The following is a 20,455-nucleotide window of genomic DNA, read 5'->3' as shown; positions in this document are numbered from 1 at the left end:
AACCGCCTCAAGCAATGGCGAGGCATCGCCACCCGCTACGAGAAGACCGCCACCATCTACCTGGCCGGACTCCACATCGCAGGCATCTTCCTCTGGTCCGCCCGGTGATCCAAACGAAACTGCCTAGGCGCGGCCCGCGGCCTTCTGGCTGCGGCGGGAGACCGAGTCGATGACGACGGCACCCAGCAGCACACCACCGGTGATCATGTACTGGATCGAGGTGTTCATGTTCAGCAGGTTCAGGCCGGTGGTGATCGACTGGATCACCAGCATGCCGAGGAGGGCGGACCACACGGAGCCACGGCCACCGAAGAGGCTCGTACCGCCGATGACGGCGGCGGCGATCGCCAGCATCAGGGTGTTGCCGCCACCGGCGCTCAGCGTCGCGGACGCGGTCTGGCCGGCGAAGAACATACCGCCGATGGCGGCGAAGCCGCCGGAGATCGCGAAGACGCTGATCCGTACGAAGGGCACGCTGATACCGGCACGGCGGGCGGCCTCGATGCCGCCGCCGACCGCGAAGACCTTGCGGCCGTAGGTGGTACGGCGGAGCACGAAGTCCGTGATCACCAGCGCGGCGAGGAAGATCACCAGGGCGTTGGAGACGCCCTGCGCGTTGTTCAGCACGGCGGCGGCGACGAAGGCCGCCAGCGCCAGCAGGCCGACGCGGACGAGGATCTCACCGGTGGGCCGGTAGGGGACGCCCGCGGCCTTGCGGCGGCGCTGCTCGCCGAAGTTGCCGATGAGGGAGAGCAGGACACCGAGGCCGGCCAGCAGGTAGGCGCCGATGATGGCCTGGTCCATGAAGAAGGAGCTCTGGCCGAGCAGCTTCACGGGGCCCTCGTCGGAGGGGATGTTGATGGTGCCGCTGGAGCCCAGCAGCCACAGCATGAGGCCGTTCCAGCCGAGGAAGCCGGCAAGGGTGACGACGAACGCGGGGACGCCGATCTTGGCGAAGAACCAGCCGTGCAGGGCGCCGACGAGGACACCGCTGATGACGGCGAGGACCAGGGCCAGCCACGGGTTCAGGCCGTGTTCGACCACCCATACGGCGAACAGGGTGGAGGACAGGCCGCTGACGGAGCCGACGGACAGGTCGATCTCGCCGAGCAGCAGGACGAAGACCAGGCCGATCGCCAGCATGCCGGTCGCCGACATGAAGAAGGTGATGTCGGAGAGGTTGTCGGCGCTGAGGAAGCGGTCGTTCTTGAACTGGAAGATCGCCCAGATGATGATCAGGCCGACGACGACCGGGAGGGAGCCCAGCTCGCCGCCCTTCACCTTGCGCTTGAACTCGGTGACGTAGCCTTTGAGGCCCTCTTCGCGGACCAGCAGGCGCGGGTCGGTGACGAGGACACCGGCGGCCGTGGGGTCCTCGGCCGGGGTGGTCGTCGTGCCGGCGGCCTTCTCCGGGCCGGAGTCGCTCTTCACGGTCTTGGACGTGTCGCTCACTTTGCCGCCTCCGCGCTGCGACGTCCCGCGCGACGGGTCACGGCGTTGTCCGTGGCACCCGTGATCGCGGCGATGATCTCTTCGTGGGTGGTGTCCTTCACGGGGAAGGAGCCGTTGTTCTTGCCCAGACGCAGGACGGCCACGGTGTCCGCGACCGCCTTGACGTCGGCCATGTTGTGGCTGATGAGGATGACCGCGAGGCCGCGCTCGCGCAGCCGCTCGACGAGGTCGAGGACCTGGGCGGTCTGCTCGACACCGAGGGCGGCGGTCGGCTCGTCGAGGATGACGAGCTTCGGCTCGCCGATCAGGGCGCGCGCGATGGCGACGACCTGGCGCTGACCGCCGGAGAGGCTCGCGATCGGGATGCGCACGCTGGGGATGCGGATGGAGAGCGTGGACAGCAGCTCGCGTGCCTTCTTCTCCATCGTCACCTCGTCGATGACGCCGCGGTGAAGCAGCTCACGCCCGAGGTAGAGGTTGCCGACGACATCGAGATTGTTGCAGAGAGCGAGGTCCTGGTAGACCGTGGCGACACCGAGTCCCTGGGCGTCGTGCGGCTTGGTGATCGTGACCGGCTTGCCCTCCCACTCGATGACACCGTCATCGATGGGGTGGACACCGGCGATCGTCTTGACCAGGGTCGACTTTCCTGCGCCGTTGTCGCCGACGAGGGCGACCACTTCTCCGGCGTGGACCTCCAGATCGACGTCGGTGAGTGCCTGGACCGCACCGAATCGCTTGGAGACTCCGCGCAACGCCAGCACGGGCGTAGCGGACACGTGAACCATCTCCTTCGCCGCCTGACCGGCGGGGATGCCGCGCGTGAGATCTGCGCGGAGGGATGTGCGGGACGCGCCGGCCGCGCAGGGGCGGCGGCGATGACGCACGCGGTTTACAAGATGAACATGCGCGATTCCGTCGCGCTTGGCAACGGTCTCCATCCGGCGCCCGCCCCGCAGCGGGGTCTTTGGGCGGGGCGGGCGCCGGAGGGGTCTCGCGGGGCCGTGCCGACGGTCACGGGGACCGCCGGCCGGCGTGGTGTGCCGTACCGGGGCCGGAGGCCGGCCGCGTGGCCCGGGGCCTTGTCTCAGAGCCTCGGGCCGTGCGGTGGGCCTGGCCGCCGTTGGGGGCCGGGGGCCTTACTGGAGGCCGGCGGCCTTGCAGGCGGCGGCGTACTGCGCGGTGCAGATCTGGTCGACGGTGTACAGCCCGTCCTTGACGACCGTGTCCTTGATGTTGGCCTTGGTGACCGACACCGGCGTCAGCAGCTTGGCGGGCACCTTGTCGCCGGAGCCGCTGGTGACCTCGGTGGTGGCGAGGGACTTGACGTCCTTGCCGTCCAGGAGGGCGACGGCCAGCTCGGCGGCGGTGTCGGCCTCCGGCTTGTACGCCTTGTAGACGGTGGCGGACTGGGTGCCGGCGACGATCCGCTGGATGGCGGCGAGCTCGGCGTCCTGGCCGGTCAGCGGGATGTTGCTGATGCCGGCGCCCTTGAGGGTGTTGGCGATACCACCGGCCATGCCGTCGTTGGCGGAGTAGACACCGGCGATGTTCTTGGCACCCAGCTGGGTGATCGCGGCCGACATCTTCTCGGCGGCGACGGTGTCCTTCCACAGGCCGGACTGCTCGTAAGCGATCTTGACCTTGCCGTCCAGCGCCTTGTGGGCGCCGGCCTTGAACTGGGCGGCGTTCGGGTCGGCGTCGTCACCGTTGATCATGACGACGTTCGCCGAGGGGCTGGCCTTGGAGCCCATGGCGTCCAGCAGGGCCTGGCCCTGCAGCTCGCCGACCTTCTCGTTGTCGAAGGACACGTACGCCGAGACGGGGCCCTGGGCGAGACGGTCGTACGCGACGACCTTGACGCCCTTGTCGACCGCGGCCTTGATCGAGGACTTGATGGCCGCGGAGTCCTGGGCGGAGATCACGATGACCTTGACGCCCTTGGTGACCATGGTGCTGACCTGCTGGGCCTGCTTGTTGGCGTCGGCCGCGGCGTTGGCGTACTCGACGTTGCAGTCGGAGCAGAGCTCCTTGACCTTCGCCTCGAAGTACGGCTTGTCGAACTTCTCGTAGCGGGCCGTGACGCTGTCGGGGAGCAGCAGGCCGATGGACTTGCTGCCGCCGGAGCTGCCGCTGCCGGAGTCGTTGTCGTCGTCGCCCGCCTTGCCGCAGGCGGCAATCGAAAGGGCCATGGAGACGGCGGTCGCGCCGATCACGACTCTACGCATCGTTGCGTTCATTGGGTTGTGCCTCCCTGACAGGGCCGCAACGCTGCGGCCGAGGTGGCTGGAAGTCAACTCGGCCACACGTGCGACGTCAAGAAGTAAATACTTAACGAGATGGCAACGGCGTCATGCGTTCTCTAAGTGAAGGCGGGTGCCGTCGCCGGGAGAGAGCCGTCCAAAAGCGTCGAATCACCCATCTCGCTGAGCGCGAGAGCGAGTGCTCCGAGCACCTCCGCACGACCCCCGAGGGCCCCCGGGAGAACGGACAGTTGACGCGCCGCGCTGGGGATCGCGTAGCGGCCGACGGACTCACGAATGGGCCCGAGCACCAGCTCTCCGGCCTCGGCGAGATCACCACCGAGGACCACACGGCTCGGGTTCAGCAGGTTGCACAGGTTGGCGACTCCACTGCCGATGTGGCGGCCGACGTCGGCGATCACCCGACGGCAGCCCGGGTCCCCGTCCTTGGCCAGCCGTACGACGCCGTCCATCGTCAGATCGGTGCCGTGGCTGGGCTGGAGGAGCGGCAGCACATAGCGAGCGGCCGTGAAGGTCTCCAGGCAGCCGCGGTTGCCGCAGCGGCAGACCGGACCGGATTCATCAAGAGTAATATGTCCGATTTCTCCTGCGGTTCCGCCGGGCCCGCGATAGATCTTCCCGTCGATCACCAGGCCGGCGCCGACACCGCTGGCGACCTTGATGTAGGCAAGATCACGTACGCCCCGGCCGCTGCCCCAGACCATCTCGCCGAGGGCGCCCAGGTTGGCGTCGTTGTCCACGTGGACGGGCACGCCGAGCCGGTCTCTTAGCTCCTGGGCGGGTCTGGTGCCGCCCCATCCGGGCAGGATCGCGGTGGAGCCCAGCGTGCCGGACTCCACGTCGATCGGGCCGGGCACACCGAGCCCCACACCGGCGATCTTGGACCGATCGACGCCCGTTGCTGCGATCAGGCGACTGACCAGCCCTTCGGCCCGGTCGAAGCCCTCTCGCGCGGACGCGTCGACGTCCAGCGGCTCGGACTCCTCGGCGAGCACCTGATGGGCCAGGTTGCCGATCGCCACCCGCAGATGCGTATGGCCGAAATCGACTCCGATGACGATGCCGGCGTCCCCGCTCAACGACACGCTGCGGGCCCGGCGGCCACCCGCCGATGTGGGCGTGACCTCGACGGTTCCGCCTTCTTTCAGCTCCCGCACGATATTGGAGACGGTGGCCGCCGACAGGCCGGTGGTCCTGGCGATCTCCGCCTGGGTGAGGGAACCCGCCAGCCGCACGGCGCGTACGACCCGCTCCAGGTTGGCTCGGTGCAGCGACGACTGCGACCCCGGAGTCTCCACGACGACCTCCTGCGCGCGGGGCCGCTTCGATGAGGCCCCGTCCATGTCCAACTAGTGAACTCTAAGCTGAGCCGTTCGGGGCACCGCCCGTCAAGAGGTTGAACTGTTTCCGCGGTTGTGCACACATCGGCACACGACACCCCCGCGCCCGGCACAGCCCGCTTACGGACGGCTGCGGAGAGCTGACCGGAATCGCACCCTCCGCGGCCCCCGGGGAGGCCTCCGGCGCAGCTCACGGACGGTGTCCGCGTTGTATACGACCGCGCGCCGCCCCCGGCGGAAGGGGGCGGCGCGCGGCGGAGCCGGGGCGCTCGGGCAGAGCCGGGCGCCGGGGCGGGTCATTTCAGCGTCGCGGAGGTCAGGCCCGCCTGGACCTGCTTCTGGAAGGACAGGTACACCACCAGCATGGGGATCATGGCGAGGGTGACGCCGGCGAACAGGACCGGCAGGTCGGTGGCGTAGCCCTGCTGCTGGCGGAGCTGGATCAGGCCCTGGGTGAGCACGTACCGCTCGGGGTCGTCGCCGCTCTGCGGCTGCATCAGCACGGTCGGCAGGATGAACTGGTTCCACTGGCCCAGCGTGTTGAAGATGCCCACGCTGATCAGGCCGGGCTTGGCCATGGGCAGCATGACCTGGAAGAAGGTCCGGGTGTGCGAGGCGCCGTCCAGGATGGCCGCCTCGAAGACCGCCGTGGGCAGGGTGCGGAAGAAGGCGTGCATGAAGAAGACGGTGAACGGCATCGAGTAGGCGACGTACACCAGGATGAGGCCCTGGTAGGTGTTGAGCATGTCCAGCCGCTTCACCATGAAGAACAGCGGGACCAGGGCGAGGAACACCGGGAACATCGCGCCGGCGACGAAGAAGTAGTACAGCAGCCGGTTGCCCCAGAAGCGGTAGCGGGCCAGCACGTACGCGGCCATGGAACCGAACAGCATCGTCAGCGGCACGGAGAACACCAGCACGATGACCGTGTTCAGGAAGTAGTCGCCGATGCCCTTGTCCCAGGCGCGGGAGAAGACGTCGAGGGACCAGTGCTCGGGCCAGCCGAAGGCCGAGCCGCCGATCTGCGCGTCGGTCTTGAAGGAGCTGAGCACCAGCCACAGCAGCGGCAGCACGATCAGCAGGGCCCACACCGCGAGGAAGCCGTGGCTGAAGACGTTCAGGACGACGCCCTCGCCCCGGTGTTCGCCGGCGCGGACGGGTTCCTTGTCCACGGGCCGGGGGGCCGGCGCGGGGGATGTCTCCTTGGTGAGTGCACTCATCGTCGTCTCTCCCGCTCAGAACTCGATGCGATCGCGGCGGGTGGCGCGCAGCATGACCACGGACAGGATCAGGGTGAGCAGGAGCATGACGACGCCCATGGCGCAGGCGTAGCCGCTCTTGCCGTAGTAGAGGAAGTTGCGCATCATCACCGTCGCCATGACCTCGCTGTGGTGGTCGGGCCCGCCGCCGAACTCACCGGAGGTCATGGTGGAGACCAGGATGAACATGTCCATCGCGGCGATGCCCAGATAGACCCAGGCGGTCTGCACGGTGTCCCACAGCAGGGGCAGGGTGATGCGGAAGAAGGACTGGGCGCGGCCGGCTCCGTCGATGAGCGCGGCCTCGTAGATGTCTCTGGGAACGGACTGCATGGCGGCGGAGAACAGCACGAGATAGAAACCGACGCCGTGCCAGACGACGACCGCGATGAGCGCCCACAGCACGAAGTCCGGCTCGTTCAGCCATTCCACCGGATGGTCGGCGTCGACGATGCCGAGTTTCAGCAGGAAGCCGTTGAGCATGCCGCCGGTGTCGCTGCGGTACACGGCGCCGAAGAGCACCGCGAGGATGGCGAGCGAGAGCACCTGCGGGAAGAAGAAGACGATTTTGTAGAAGCCCGATCCGGCCACGCCCCGCACCCCGCCGGCTTTGCTGCGCCCGCCCACGTTCAGCATGAACGCGAAGAACAGGGCGAGCAGAATGGTGATCACCGGGATGAACACCAGGAACAGGATGTTGTGCCAGATGGCGTCGGTGAAGATGTCGTCCTGGAACAGCGCCTTGTAGTTGTCCAGGCCGACGAAGTCGAAGGTCTGCGACTGGCCCTTCCAGTCCGTCAGCGAATAGCCGAACGTCTGGATGTACGGCCAGATGACGAAGATCAGATAGAGCGCCACGGGTACGAGGAGAAATCCCGCGACGAACCGGTACTGCCCTTTGCGCATGGCGTTCCTGCCCCTGCTTTTTCCGGTCGGTGGCCGCGCTCCCCTCCCGCCGGTGGTGAGGGGGGCGCGGCCATCGCTGTCGCGGATTCAGTCGCGGTGGTTCTTCTTGGACGCCGGGTCCTTGGCGGCCTTGTCGACGGCGGCCTGGGCGCGCTTCAGCCATTCCTTGGGCTGGATGCGCTTGGCCATCAGCTCGTTGGAGGCGTTCTGGATCTCGGTGTCCATCTCGCCGTACCACTCGGTGTACAGGTAGCGGAAGGTGTTGTCGCCGGCCTTCTTGGACACCTCGACGGTGGACTGGGTGCCGGGCCGCAGCTGCACGCTGGGGTCGACGCCGTCCTTGAGGATGGTGAGCGAGTTGGCTTCCTTGGCGAACATCGTGGACCACTCGCGGGAGAGCATGCGGCGCATGAACTCCTTGGCGGCGGGGAGGTTCCTGGCCTTCGCGGGGATGATGAAGGGCTCGCCGGAGCCGGCGCGGATCGCCTCGTAGGGCAGGGCGCTGCCGGGCAGGTTGGGCATCGGCATGAACTTCATGTCGAAGTCGGCGGGGGTCTGCTTGAGCTGCTCGTTCTCCAGCCAGGAGCCGCAGGTGATGAAGGCGGCCTTGTACTGGTTCCAGCGGGTCTGGGACTCGGTGTGGGTGAGGCCGTTGGTGCCGGGCATGAGGTAGCCCTTCTCGACGACCTCGTAGATCGCCTCGACGGCCTCCTGGGCGGCGTCGGAGCCGACGAACGCCTTGGGGTCGAGGTTGTCGATCGCCTTCATGGCGTCCAGGCCGCCCTTCTTGGCGATCAGGTCCATGATGGCGACGTTGATGTAGTACGGGTACTTGCCCTGGTGGGCGAGGCCGCCGATGCCCTGGTCCTTGGCGTCCTTGCAGACGGCGAGGAAGTCGTCCCAGGTCTTGGGCTCCTGCCAGCCCTTCTCCTTGAAGAGCTTGCCGGAGTACCACAGGCCCCAGACGGTGTAGATGTAGTTGAGGGCGACGATCTTGCCCTCCTGGAGGCCCGGGTCGAGGGTGCCGGGGATGAGGGTGTCGCGGACCTTCTTGGAGGGGTCGTCGACGGAGGGCGCGTCGAGGACTTCGGCGAGGTCGAGGAGCTGGCCGTTCTTGTAGAGGACGTCGATCTTGATCTTCTGGGCGCCGGAGTCGTCGACGATGTCCGGCGGGTTTCCGGCGTTGAAGCGCGGCTGGAGCTTTCCGGTGATCTCCTGGGTGCCCGTGTGGGTGGAGCCGATGCCGAGTTTCTTCTGGAAGTCGGCTTCCCATGCTTTGGCGTAGTCGTCGCCGTATCCGCCCTTGAAGATGACGACGTCGAGCTTGCTGCCCTTCTGTGCGCCGAAGGGGTTGTCCTTGGTGGCCTTGCCCTTGGTGTTCTCGTTGCCGGAATCGTCGCCGCCGCCGCTGGCACACGCGGAGAGCAGGCCCATGGCCGGCAGGGAGGCCAGGCCGAGCGCGGCGGACCGTTTGATCAATGCGCGGCGGCCGACACCCTCGGGGGTGCGGTTCGAACCGAGGTTCTCTTCGGAAGTGGATCCCATGCTCAAGTCCTCGCCTTCTCACAGGACTCAGGCGGTGAACCGGATCCTTCCCGGCACCGCGGTCAGGTCGAGCAGAGTGGTGCAAGCAGGGTTGTGCGAACGGTGGTGCTGTGGTGTTGCCGTGGCCGTACAGGAAGATCGTGCACGACGTGGTACAGCGGATCGTGGAGCCGGTGGCGCAGGTCGCGCCGGAAGTTCGGTTCGGTCGGTTCTTTCGAAGTGCCGACAGGTATAGTCCACTTCCCGCCAGCTGAGCAAGATCGAATGCAAAGTTGGCCGTCGGTCTTTTCCGAGTTGAGACCTCGCGGAAATATGAGCGGACTGTGTGCCCGGCGAAGGAAAAATCCGCGCCAGAGTGCCCGAATGCCACACCCAACACCCTTGACATCACTGAGCACTTGGCCCACTACTGGTCCCTGCGCAGGAAGTGACAACGTTGTCCAGCGGGCGGGAGGGGTGCCTCGATGCACGACGGAGCACGGCACAGACACGGCAGGACGGTCGCTTTCACGGCCGTCCTCGTCATGGCGGCGGGCGCTCAGGGGACGGCGGTGGCGCTGCCCTCCGGACCGCCGTCCGCGGCCCCGGCGGCGTCCTTCGCCTCGTCGTTCGAGGCGGGCGAGCCGGCGCCGGACTGGGTGAGCACGGTGGACACCGCGCCGGGCGGCGGCAAGCGCGCCTCGGGCGTGGACGGCGGGTACAGCTCAGGCATTCCGGGCAATGTCACCGACCATGTGACGGACGTCCGCGCCAACGCGGAGAACACCGGCGCCGGTGAGGTGAAGGAGAACCTCACCGACGGCGAGCCCGGCACCAAATGGCTGACGTTCACGCCCACCGGGTGGGCCGAGTTCGACCTGGACGCCCCGCAGAACATCACCGCGTACGCCCTCACCTCGGCCGACGACCACGCCGAACGCGACCCGAGGGACTGGACGCTGAAGGGCTCGGCGGACGGCACGAACTGGAAGACGCTGGACACCCGTTCGGGGGAATCGTTCAGCGAGCGGTTCCAGACGAAGACGTACACGCTGCCCGCCGACACCGTGGGCACATACCGCCGCTTCCGCCTGGAGATCACCCGGAACAACGGCGCCACCGGCATCCTCCAGCTCGCCGACGTACAGTTCTCCACCGGCGCCGGCCAGGGCCCCGTCCCGCCGGACATGCTGACGCTGGTCGACAGCGGCCCCGGCGGTTCACCCACGGCCAAGTCCCGCGCCGGGTTCACCGGAAAGAGGGCCCTGCGCTACGCCGGCCGGCACACCGCGTCCGGCGCCGCATGGTCGTACAACAAGGTCTTCGACGTGAACGTGAAGGTCGGCCGGGACACCCGGCTGGCCTACCGCGTCCACCCGGCGATGGCCAACGGCGACCTGGACTACGACGCCACGAACGTCGCCGTCGACCTGGTCTTCACCGACGGCACCCGGCTCAGCGAGCTGGGCGCCCGCGACCAGCACGGCTTCCCGCTGACACCGCGCGGGCAGGGCGCGTCCAAGGTGCTGTACGTCAACCAGTGGAACGACGTCACCTCGCGGATCGGCGAGGTCGCGGCGGGCCGGACCGTCGACCGCGTCCTGGTGGCGTACGACTCCCCGAAGGGCCCGGCGAACTTCCGCGGCTGGATCGACGACATCAGCATCCGGCCCGTACCCCCGGAACGCCCCAAAGCGCACCTTTCGGACTATGCGCTGACGACCCGTGGCACCAACTCCAGCGGCGGCTTCTCCCGCGGCAACACCTTCCCGGCGACGGCCGTCCCGCACGGCTTCAACTTCTGGACGCCGGTGACCGACGCGGGCTCGCTGTCCTGGCTGTACGACTACGCCCGCGCGAACAACGCGGACAATCTGCCCACGATCCAGGCGTTCAGCGCCAGTCATGAGCCGAGCCCCTGGATGGGCGACCGGCAGACCTTCCAGGTGATGCCGTCCACCGCCCCCGGCACCCCGGACCTCGGCCGGGAGGCGCGCAAGCTGCCGTTCCGGCACGAGAACGAGACCGCCCGCCCCTACTACTACGGCGTGCGGTTCGAGAACGGCCTGAAGGCGGAGATCTCGCCGACCGACCACGCGGCCGCGCTGCGCTTCACCTTCCCCGGCGACGACGCGAGCGTCCTCTTCGACAACGTCACCGAGCAGGCCGGCCTCACCCTCGACCGGGAGCACGGGTCGTTCGCCGCCTTCTCCGACGTGCAGTCCGGGCTGTCCACCGGGGCGACACGGCTGTTCGTGTACGGCGTGTTCGACCGGCCCGTCACCGGCGGCGCGGCGAGCGGCCACCGCGGGCATCTGCGGTTCGACGCGGGCCCCGGCCGCACGGTGACGCTGCGGCTCGCGACCTCGCTGATCGGCATCGACCAGGCGAAGGACAATCTGCGGCAGGAGATCCCCGACGGCACCTCCTTCGCCACGGTCCGCGACCGGGCCCGCGCCGCGTGGGACGACCTGCTGGGGCGGGTCGAGGTCGAGGGCGCCACACCCGAGCAGCTGACCACGCTCTACTCCAGCCTCTACCGGCTCTATCTGTACCCGAACTCCGGTTTCGAACGGGTCGGCGGCAAGGACCGGTACGCCTCGCCGTTCTCGCCGATGCCGTCGCAGGACACGCCGACGCGCACCGGCGCGAAGATCGTCGACGGCCGCGTGTACGTCAACAACGGCTTCTGGGACACATACCGCACCACCTGGCCGGCGTACTCGTTCCTCACGCCGGGCCGGGCGGGCGACCTGGTCGACGGGTTCGTGCAGCAGTACAAGGACGGCGGCTGGACCTCCCGCTGGTCCTCCCCCGGCTACGCCGACCTGATGACCGGCACCTCCTCCGACGTGGCGTTCGCCGACGCCTACGTCAAGGGCGTCCGCTTCGACGCGAAGGCGGCGTACGACGCGGCCGTGAAGAACGCCACCGTGGTGCCGCCGTCGCCGGGCGTGGGCCGCAAGGGCATGGAGACCTCCCCGTTCCTCGGCTACACCAGCACCGCCACCCGTGAGGGACTGTCCTGGGCGCTGGAGGGCTTCGTCAACGACTACGGCATCGCGCGAATGGGCCAGAAGTTGTACCGCGAGACCGGAGAGCAGCGCTACCGGGAGGAGGCGGCCTACTTCCTCGACCGGGCCCGCGACTACGTCAACCTCTTCGACGCGCGCGCCGGTTTCTTCCAGGGCCGCGACGACCGGGGCAGGTGGCGGGTGGACTCCGAGAAGTACGACCCGCGCGTGTGGGGCCACGACTACACGGAGACCAACGGCTGGGGTTACGCCTTCACCGCCCCGCAGGACTCCCGCGGGCTCGCCAACCTGTACGGCGGCCGGGGCGGGCTCGCCGACAAGCTCGACGCGTACTTCGCCACCCCGGAGACCGCCTCCCCCGACCTGGTCGGCTCCTACGGCGGCGTCATCCACGAGATGACGGAGGCGAGGGACGTGCGGATGGGCATGTACGGGCACTCCAACCAGGTCGCCCACCACGTCATCTACATGTACGACGCCGCCGGCGAACCGTGGAAGGCGCAGGAGAAGGTCCGCGAGGTGCTGTCCCGGCTGTATGTGGGCAGCGAGATCGGGCAGGGCTACCACGGCGACGAGGACAACGGCGAGCAGTCGGCGTGGTTCCTGTTCTCGGCGCTCGGCTTCTACCCGCTGGTGCTGGGCAGCGGCGAGTACGCGATCGGCTCCCCGCTGTTCCGGCAGGCCACCGTGCACCTGGACAACGGCCGCGACCTGGTGATCAAGGCGCCGAGGAACAGCGCGCGGAACGTGTACGTGCAGGGCGTGCGGTTCGACGGGCGCCCCTGGACATCGACCTCGCTCCCCCACCGGCTGCTCGCGCGGGGCGGGGTGGTGGAGTTCGACATGGGGCCGCGCCCGTCGGCGTGGGGCACGGGGAAGCACGCGGCGCCGCCGTCCATCACGCAGGACGACCGGGTGCCGCGGCCGAGGGCCGACGTGCTCGCCGGGCCGGGCGCCCTGTTCGACGACACCTCCGCGACGCAGGCCACCGTGAGCACGGCCGACCTGCCCGTCCCGGCGGGGGGCGCGCGGGCCGTGCAGTACACCCTCACCTCGGCCGATCACACCGACGCGCCCACCGGGTGGGTACTGCAAGGCTCGGACGACGGCACGCGGTGGCGGGACCTGGACCGGCGGACCGGCGAGTCGTTCCGCTGGGACCGGCAGACCCGCGCGTTCACGGTGGCCCGGCCCGACTCCTACCGGCACTACCGCCTCGTACTGGACGGTGAACACACCCTGACGGAGGTGGAGTTGCTGGCCTGAACCGACCCCTGGCACGGGACGCCCCGTACCCCTCGGGCGTCCCGTGCACCACAATGGCCCCCACTGCCGCCCGGCACGCGCCGGGCGGCTCGTCGATGCGGAGGGGGACGACGGCATGAGCGTCAGCGGACGGTTCACGGGCCTGCTCACGGCGATGGCCGCGGCGGGGGCGCTGCTGGCCGGGGCGACGGCACCGGCGCAGGCCTACAGCCCGAACCCGACGATGCACACGTACTACTACGACACCGACAACTGCCCGTGCAGCGGCGGGAACCTGACCGACCCGTTCGACAACACGTACTTCGCGTACGACGCGGGCGCGCTCGCGGTGAAGATGGAGCTGCTCAGCGGCGGCGCGTTCGTCGGCAAGGTGGAGTTCCACCCGAACGACGAGAAGCTGTGGGTGTACGACACCCGCAACGACGGCGACAGCTTCTATGTGACCATCGGCTACTCCTCGGGCGGCAGCTACCACAGCCTCGGCACCGTGACCCCGCCCGGCACGGACAAGGTGGTCGATCTGACCGTGAAGGACTACGACATCCCCGAGGGCGCGTTCGTCGACATCTCCGTGTACGACAACGCCGGCCCGAGCGACCTCATCGGCGCCGCGCGCGGCACGGGGGCGGCGGTGGCCTGAGCGGGCGGTGGGGCGCCCACGCGTTCGGGGTGCGGCGCGGACCCTGGCCGGGGTCCGCGCCGCGTCGCACAGTCGTGTGCCGGGGCGGATCAGCCTGTGGCGAGGGTGAAGACGTGCAGGTCGGTGCCGTGCGGCAGGGTCACGCTCGCGACGTGTTTCCCGTCGGGTGCCGTGAAGGGGGCGGTGGCGAAGACGTACGTGACGACCTCGTCCCGGTCGGCGCCCGCCACATTGCGGCAGGGGGTGCGGGCGACGATCCGGTTGCCGTACGCGACCTCGCCGTTGCCGCCGCCGAGCCTCCAGTCGGAGGAGGCGAGTTCGGCGGTGCCGGTTCGCCGTACAGCGCCGTACGTCGCCTCGCATCGCCGCACAGCGCCGGATGTCGCCGTGCGCCGCCGCGGGACAGGCCCGCCCGTGTGCGGGCAGGCGGAAGCGCCCCGCGCGGCAGGTTCCGGTCCACCGCTGGGAGCGCTCCCACCTCCCCTGATCCGGAGATTAGCGCCCGAGCGGCCCGTTGTGAACGCCTGCGGCAGGGCTCGGGGCGTCGAAAAAATGCGAAGGGGCCGCACCCCCGTCGCCGGGGATGCGGCCCTCAACTGCCGTGCCGTACCGCTTACTTGCGGATCAGGCTGCGCAGCACGTACTGCATGATGCCGCCGTTGCGGTAGTAGTCGGCCTCACCGGGGGTGTCGATGCGGACGACCGCGTCGAACTCGACGCCCGTGTCGGTGGTGACCTTCACCGTGCGCGGCGTGGTGCCGTTGTTCAGCTCGGTGACGCCGGTGATGGAGAAGGTCTCCTCGCCGGTCAGGCCGAGGGACTCGGCCGAGGCGCCCTCGGGGAACTGAAGCGGCAGGACGCCCATGCCGATGAGGTTGGAGCGGTGGATGCGCTCGTAGCTCTCGGCGATGACGGCCTTGACGCCGAGGAGCGCGGTGCCCTTGGCGGCCCAGTCGCGGGACGAGCCGGAGCCGTACTCCTTGCCGGCCAGGACGACCAGCGGGATGCCGGCGGCCTGGTAGTTCTGCGAGGCGTCGTAGATGAAGGAGACCGGCCCGCCGTCCTGCGTGAAGTCGCGGGTGTAGCCGCCCTCGGTGCCCGGCGCGATCTGGTTGCGCAGGCGGATGTTGGCGAACGTGCCGCGGATCATGACCTCGTGGTTGCCTCGGCGGGAGCCGTAGGAGTTGAAGTCACGACGCTCCACACCGTGCTCGGTGAGGTACTTGCCGGCGGGGGTGTCGGCCTTGATGGCACCGGCCGGGGAGATGTGGTCGGTGGTGACCGAGTCGCCCAGCTTGGCGAGGACGCGGGCGCCGGTGATGTCGGAGACCGGCTCCGGGTCCATGGTCATGCCCTCGAAGTACGGGGGCTTGCGGACGTAGGTGGACTCGGGGTCCCACTCGAAGGTGTCGCCGGTGGGGACCGGGAGGGCCTGCCACTGGGCGTCGCCCGCGAAGACGTCGCTGTAGGACTTGGAGAACATGTCCTCGCCGATGGCGTTGGCGACGACGTCGTTCACCTCGGCCTCGGAGGGCCAGATGTCCTTCAGGTAGACCGGGTTGCCGTCCTGGTCGGTGCCGAGGGCGTCCTTGGTGATGTCCACCTTCATGGAGCCGGCGATGGCGTAGGCGACGACCAGCGGCGGGGACGCCAGGTAGTTCATCTTGACGTCGGGGTTGATACGGCCCTCGAAGTTCCGGTTGCCGGAGAGGACCGAGGTGACGGCGAGGTCGTGGTCGTTGACCGCCTTGGAGACCTCCTCCGGCAGCGGGCCGGAGTTGCCGATGCAGGTGGTGCAGCCGTAGCCGACGAGGTTGAAGCCGAGCTTGTCCAGGTACGGAGTGAGGCCGGCCTTGTCGAAGTAGTCGGTGACGACCTTGGAGCCGGGGGCGAGGGTGGACTTCACCCACGGCTTGCGGGTGAGGCCCTTCTCGACGGCCTTCTTCGCGACGAGCGCGGCGGCGACCATCACGTACGGGTTGGAGGTGTTGGTGCAGGAGGTGATGGCCGCGACCGTCACCGCGCCGTGGTCGATCTCGTACGTGGAGCCGTCGGGGGCGGTCACGGTGACCGGGTTGGACGGGGCGCCGTTCGGGGCGACGGCCGGGGCGTCGGAGGCCGGGAAGGACTCCTTGCCCGCCTCGTCGACGACGTCGACGTAGTTGAGGACGTCCTGCTTGAACTGCTCGGCGGCGTTGGCCAGGACGATGCGGTCCTGCGGGCGCTTCGGGCCGGCGATGGACGGGACGACCGTGGAGAGGTCCAGCTCCAGCTTCTCGGAGAAGTCGGGCTCGGCCTTCGGGTCCAGCCAGAGGCCCTGCTCTTTGGCGTACGCCTCGACGAGGGCGACCTGCTGCTCGGAGCGGCCGGTCAGGCGCAGGTAGTTCAGGGTCTCGTCGTCGATCGGGAAGATCGCGGCGGTGGAGCCGAACTCCGGCGACATGTTGCCGATGGTGGCGCGGTTGGCGAGGGAGGTGGCGGCGACGCCCTCGCCGTAGAACTCGACGAACTTGCCCACGACGCCGTGCTTGCGCAGCATCTCGGTGATGGTGAGCACCAGGTCGGTGGCGGTGGTGCCGGTGGGCAGCTCGCCGGTGAGCTTGAAGCCGACGACGCGCGGGATCAGCATGGAGACCGGCTGGCCGAGCATGGCGGCCTCGGCCTCGATGCCGCCGACGCCCCAGCCGAGGACGCCGAGGCCGTTGACCATGGTGGTGTGCGAGTCGGTGCCGACGAGGGTGTCGGGGTAGGCCTGGCCGTTTCGGACCATGACCGTGCGGGCCAGGTGCTCGATGTTCACCTGGTGGACGATGCCGGTGCCGGGCGGGACGACCTTGAACTCGTCGAAGGCGGTCTGGCCCCAGCGCAGGAACTGGTAGCGCTCCTTGTTGCGGCCGTACTCCAGCTCCACGTTCTGCTTGAACGCGTCGTTGGTGCCGAACTTGTCGGCGATGACGGAGTGGTCGATGACCAGCTCGGCCGGGGCCAGCGGGTTGATCTTGGAGGGGTCGCCGCCCAGCTCCTTCACGGCCTCACGCATGGTGGCGAGGTCCACGACACAGGGCACACCGGTGAAGTCCTGCATGATGACGCGGGCCGGCGTGAACTGGATCTCCTGCGACGGCTGGGCCTGGGAGTCCCAGTTCCCGAGCGCCCGGATGTGGTCGGCGGTGATGTTCGCGCCGTCCTCGGTGCGGAGGAGGTTCTCCAGCAGCACCTTCAGGCTGTAGGGAAGGCGCGCGGAGCCCTCGACCTTGTCCAGCCGGAAGATCTCGTACGACTCGTCGCCCACCTGCAGCGTGCTGCGGGCGTCGAAGCTGTTCGCCGACACGACAGTCTCCTTCATTGATGTGCGCGTACCACCGTGAATCGTGCCGCCACGCCTACTTGGCCTTCCGGTAAGGGTCGGCTAAGTTAGGCTTGCCTTACCAGAATGGCGGTCACGGTGCGCCTCGGCAGATATCTCGATGTCGAGATAACTCTAGTACACGCGCGCCGGATGGTCATGCCCCGACCCGGTGCGGGTGCTCGCTTGCGGTGAAACACCTCGCCGGGCAGCGCGCCCGCCGATCTCCCGCAGGGACAGTGGAGCACGGCCGCAGGAGGGCGGCGGGCGAAGCCGGCCATACGACGTCGTCGATGGCGAGTCACGGCGCGCGGGCCACGGCGACGGGTGTCGCCCCGGTGAACGACGGCTACCAGTCCAGCTCGGCGCTCATCCTGTCCGGGGCCAGGACCTCGACGTGGCCGTGGTCGCCGTACTGGGACTGCCGCCAGCGGGCGAAGACGCGGGCGGTGCGGTTCAGCGGTTCGTCCTCCCGTACGTCGAGGTCCACCCGCACACGGGCAAGCATGCGGGCGCCGCCCTGGGTCGTGCACACACTGGCGCTGCGCACACGGCCGGCGAGCGCGGCGTCGGCCTTCGAGGGGCTCGACTTGAGATACGTGGTGAAATCGCCGGTCATCGAGTACCAGCGGTCGGACAGGTCGGCGTCCTCCTCTGTGTCGACGGGGGTAGGACCGTGGCCCTCGGAGGTGGTGTCGGGCAGGTCGGTGGCGTCCTCCGACGTGGTGTCGGGCAGTTCCGCACTGTCCTCGGAGGTCGCGTCGGGAAGCTCGGCGCCGTCCTCGGAGGTCTCGTCGGCGCTTCCCGGTGCCGACACGTCGCAGGACGCGCCGGACGCGCCGGACGCGGAGGCCGACGGGCGCGGGGCCGTCGGTGAGGCGGCCGTCACCGCCCCGCCGCCGTCCCCCGCGCCCGCGCGCCCGTCCGCCCTCTCCGTGCCGCACGAGGTCAGTGCGCAGCAGCAGAGGAGGGCCGCGGCGACGGCGAGTCGCCGCATCTGAGTGGTCATGGGTGTCCCCCTTTCGGAAGGTGAGAGGAAGACGCGCGGGGCGGGGTTCCACCCACTCGGCCTAACAGATCAGGACATCGCCTGATTTGCCTGCATTATTCGCCCCACCCGGTTACCCGTACCGTGCAGTGCCGCTGACGGGCCGTCACGGCCCTCACCCGAACGCCCCCCCCGACAGGCGGCATCTCATATCTGAGATAACCTCAGCCTCATGGCAGACGACTACCTCGTACGCATCGGCAAGCTCATCCGCGACGCCCGCCAGCACCGTGGCTGGACGCAGGCTCAGCTTGCCGAGGCGCTCGGAACCAGCCAGAGCGCCGTCAACCGCATCGAGCGCGGCAATCAAAACATCAGCCTTGAGATGATCGCTCGAATCGGTGAAGCCCTGGACAGTGAGATCGTCTCTCTGGGCTATGCGGGCCCGATGCACCTGCGGGTCGTCGGCGGACGGCGGCTGTCGGGTGCCATCGACGTCAAGACGAGCAAGAACGCGTGTGTGGCGCTGCTGTGCGCCTCGCTGCTGAACAAGGGCCGTACGGTGCTGCGCCGCGTGGCCCGTATCGAAGAGGTCTACCGGCTGCTGGAGGTCCTCAACTCCATCGGCGTGCGCACCCGCTGGATCAACGACGGCGTCGACCTGGAGATCGTGCCGCCGGCCGAGCTGGACATGGGCGCGATCGACGCGGACGCGGCGGTGCGCACCCGCTCCATCATCATGTTCTTCGGCCCGCTGCTGCACCGCATGGACCGCTTCAAGCTGCCGTACGCCGGTGGCTGCGACCTCGGTACGCGCACGATCGAACCGCACATGATCGCGCTGCGCCGGTTCGGGCTGGACATCGCGGCGACGGAGGGTCAGTACCACGCGGTGGTGGACCGTTCGGTGCGCCCGGACCGCCCGATCGTGCTGACCGAGCGCGGCGACACCGTGACGGAGAACGCGCTGCTGGCCGCCGCCCGGCACGACGGCGTCACCGTCATCCGCAACGCCTCCTCCAACTACATGGTCCAGGACCTGTGCTTCTTCCTGGAGGCCCTCGGCGTCCGCGTGGAGGGCATCGGCACGACCACGCTCACGGTGCACGGCGTACCGGACATCGATGTCGATGTGGACTACTCGCCGTCCGAGGACCCGGTGGAGGCGATGAGCCTGCTGGCGGCGGCCGTGGTGACGGAGTCCGAGCTGACGGTGCGCCGGGTGCCGATCGAGTTCCTGGAGATCGAGCTGGCCGTCCTGGAGGAGATGGGCCTGGACCACGACCGTACCGCCGAGTACTACGCGGACAACGGCCGTACCCGCCTGGTCGATCTGACGGTCCGCCCCTCCAAGCTGGAGGCGCCGATCGACAAGATCCACCCGATGCCGTTCCCCGGCCTGAACATCGACAACGTGCCGTTCTTCGCGGCGATCGCGGCGACCGCGCAGGGCAAGACCCTCATCCACGACTGGGTCTACGACAACCGCGCCATCTATCTGACCGACCTCAACCGCCTCGGCGGCCGGCTCCAGCTCCTCGACCCGCACCGCGTGCTCGTCGAGGGCCCGACGCGCTGGCGCGCCGCCGAGATGATGTGCCCGCCGGCACTGCGCCCCGCAGTGGTGGTCCTGCTGGCGATGATGGCGGCGGAGGGCACGTCGGTGCTCCGCAACGTGTACGTCATCAACCGCGGTTACGAGGATCTCGCCGAGCGCCTGAACTCGATCGGCGCGCAGATCGAGATTTTCCGGGACATCTGATACGCGAATGCCGCCGCACCCCGTCCGGCCTGCGGATCGGCGGGTCGAGGGGGGCCTCCGGGGCTGCGGTGTCCGGACGGCCCACGGCCGGGGGCTCGACGTCGGTGACGTGCGGGCCCCTGGCCCGATCGGGTTCCCGGTCGGCTTCTGCCGCGCCCCCGGCAACCCGCGGCCGGCCCCCGGCGCCGGTCACTCCCGGCGCGCCTGCGGGGCCGCGTTGGGGACGCGGCGGTTGAAGACCCAGACGCCCTGGGAGTGGGTTGCGCCCATGACCCGGCCGGGGTCCCGCAGCCAGGGGTTGGCGCGCTGGAAGGGGGTGAAGTTGTCGTTGGAGACGATCACGCCGCCCACCTCGTGGGCGATGCTGATGACCAGGGCGTCACCGCGTCCTTCAGTGCCGGCGGGCGGCTGGACGACGGTGCCGTCGGCGATGGCCTCCTCCACCAGCGGGCGTTCCTCGGGCGGGACGTCGTGGCGCAAGGTGGCGTCGACGACGACGTGGATGTCCCGTTGCGGATGCTTGAACCGCAGGGAGCGGATGGCCGCCTGGAGTGCCGCGAAGCTCGGCTTGCCGCCGGCCGCGCGCGGCGGTCGGCCGTTCCAGGCGAGGTTGGAGCCGTCGATGACGAGGGGTGCCGTGTCGGCGGCAAGCCGAGCTTCGCGGCACTCCAGG

At 69.0% G+C, this 20,455-nt stretch carries 13 protein-coding genes and 2 pseudogenes; 4 read left to right on the top strand and 11 right to left on the bottom strand.

The features are described 5' to 3' along the window. Nucleotides 1-108 (top strand): annotated as a pseudogene (locus MTQ10_RS31640) (IS5/IS1182 family transposase); the annotation flags it as partial. 15 nt (nt 109-123) lie between these two features. Here the strand turns inward: MTQ10_RS31640 and MTQ10_RS13625 are convergent. The 7 genes from MTQ10_RS13625 to ngcE all read right to left on the bottom strand — a co-directional run bounded on the left by MTQ10_RS13625 (nt 124) and on the right by ngcE (nt 8,766). Beyond that, nucleotides 124-1,452: a sugar ABC transporter permease gene (locus MTQ10_RS13625; protein ID WP_247466800.1), complete on the bottom strand. Its 1,329-nt coding sequence runs from the start codon at nt 1,450-1,452 to the stop codon at nt 124-126. Beyond that, entirely contained in the window at nt 1,449-2,240 is a 792-nt protein-coding gene (locus MTQ10_RS13620; protein WP_247466798.1) for an ATP-binding cassette domain-containing protein, read from the bottom strand. The genes MTQ10_RS13625 and MTQ10_RS13620 overlap by 4 nt, the downstream gene beginning before the upstream one ends. Before the next feature lie 351 nt (nt 2,241-2,591). Beyond that, complete coding sequence (locus tag MTQ10_RS13615) at nt 2,592-3,692, bottom strand: sugar ABC transporter substrate-binding protein (protein ID WP_374117605.1); 1,101 nt, start codon at nt 3,690-3,692, stop codon at nt 2,592-2,594. 122 nt (nt 3,693-3,814) lie between these two features. After that, complete coding sequence (locus MTQ10_RS13610) at nt 3,815-5,014, bottom strand: ROK family transcriptional regulator (protein WP_247466795.1); 1,200 nt, start codon at nt 5,012-5,014, stop codon at nt 3,815-3,817. Nucleotides 5,015-5,352: 338 nt separating this feature from the next. Then, nucleotides 5,353-6,276, bottom strand: coding sequence for a carbohydrate ABC transporter permease (locus MTQ10_RS13605; protein WP_247466793.1), 924 nt, complete (start codon nt 6,274-6,276; stop codon nt 5,353-5,355). A 15-nt stretch (nt 6,277-6,291) separates the two neighbouring features. Beyond that, nucleotides 6,292-7,221, bottom strand: a complete 930-nt coding sequence (locus MTQ10_RS13600) for a carbohydrate ABC transporter permease (protein ID WP_247466790.1) — start codon at nt 7,219-7,221, stop codon at nt 6,292-6,294. Between the two features lie 87 nt (nt 7,222-7,308). Further along, nucleotides 7,309-8,766 carry an N-acetylglucosamine/diacetylchitobiose ABC transporter substrate-binding protein gene (gene ngcE / locus MTQ10_RS13595; RefSeq protein ID WP_247466787.1) on the bottom strand — a complete coding sequence of 486 codons (1,458 nt, stop codon included), beginning with the start codon at nt 8,764-8,766 and terminating at the stop codon, nt 7,309-7,311. A gap of 464 nt (nt 8,767-9,230) precedes the next feature. On the opposite strand from ngcE, the gene MTQ10_RS13590 reads away from it, so the two are divergent. Both MTQ10_RS13590 and MTQ10_RS13585 read left to right on the top strand, forming a co-directional pair. After that, nucleotides 9,231-13,046: a GH92 family glycosyl hydrolase gene (locus MTQ10_RS13590; protein ID WP_374117604.1), complete on the top strand. Its 3,816-nt coding sequence runs from the start codon at nt 9,231-9,233 to the stop codon at nt 13,044-13,046. Between the two features lie 115 nt (nt 13,047-13,161). After that, nucleotides 13,162-13,686 (top strand): hypothetical protein, encoded by a 525-nt coding sequence (locus MTQ10_RS13585; protein ID WP_247466785.1) that lies wholly within the window; start codon nt 13,162-13,164, stop codon nt 13,684-13,686. Between the two features lie 89 nt (nt 13,687-13,775). Here MTQ10_RS13585 and MTQ10_RS13580 read toward each other — a convergent pair. The 3 genes and pseudogenes from MTQ10_RS13580 to MTQ10_RS13570 form a co-directional block, all read right to left on the bottom strand. After that, a pseudogene (locus MTQ10_RS13580) lies at nt 13,776-14,018 on the bottom strand (hypothetical protein); the annotation flags it as partial. A gap of 281 nt (nt 14,019-14,299) precedes the next feature. Next, entirely contained in the window at nt 14,300-17,017 is a 2,718-nt protein-coding gene (acnA, locus tag MTQ10_RS13575) for an aconitate hydratase AcnA (RefSeq protein ID WP_308404565.1), read from the bottom strand. Between the two features lie 364 nt (nt 17,018-17,381). Further along, a complete protein-coding gene (locus MTQ10_RS13570; RefSeq protein WP_247466779.1) occupies nt 17,382-18,041 on the bottom strand; it encodes a hypothetical protein in 660 nt (219 codons plus the stop codon). Nucleotides 18,042-18,252: 211 nt separating this feature from the next. On the opposite strand from MTQ10_RS13570, the gene MTQ10_RS13565 reads away from it, so the two are divergent. Continuing rightward, entirely contained in the window at nt 18,253-19,782 is a 1,530-nt protein-coding gene (locus MTQ10_RS13565; protein ID WP_247466776.1) for a helix-turn-helix domain-containing protein, read from the top strand. 189 nt (nt 19,783-19,971) lie between these two features. On the opposite strand, the gene MTQ10_RS13560 is transcribed toward MTQ10_RS13565, so the two are convergent. After that, a partial coding sequence (locus tag MTQ10_RS13560) for an NYN domain-containing protein (protein WP_441350998.1) occupies nt 19,972-20,455 on the bottom strand: 484 nt, incomplete at its 5' end.

The organism is Streptomyces sp. XM83C, from assembly GCF_023072675.1.
Classification (GTDB): Bacteria; Actinomycetota; Actinomycetes; order Streptomycetales; family Streptomycetaceae; genus Streptomyces; species Streptomyces thermocoprophilus.
Note: the sequence above shows the minus strand (reverse complement) of the source record. Positions and strands in the feature narration are given on the sequence as shown.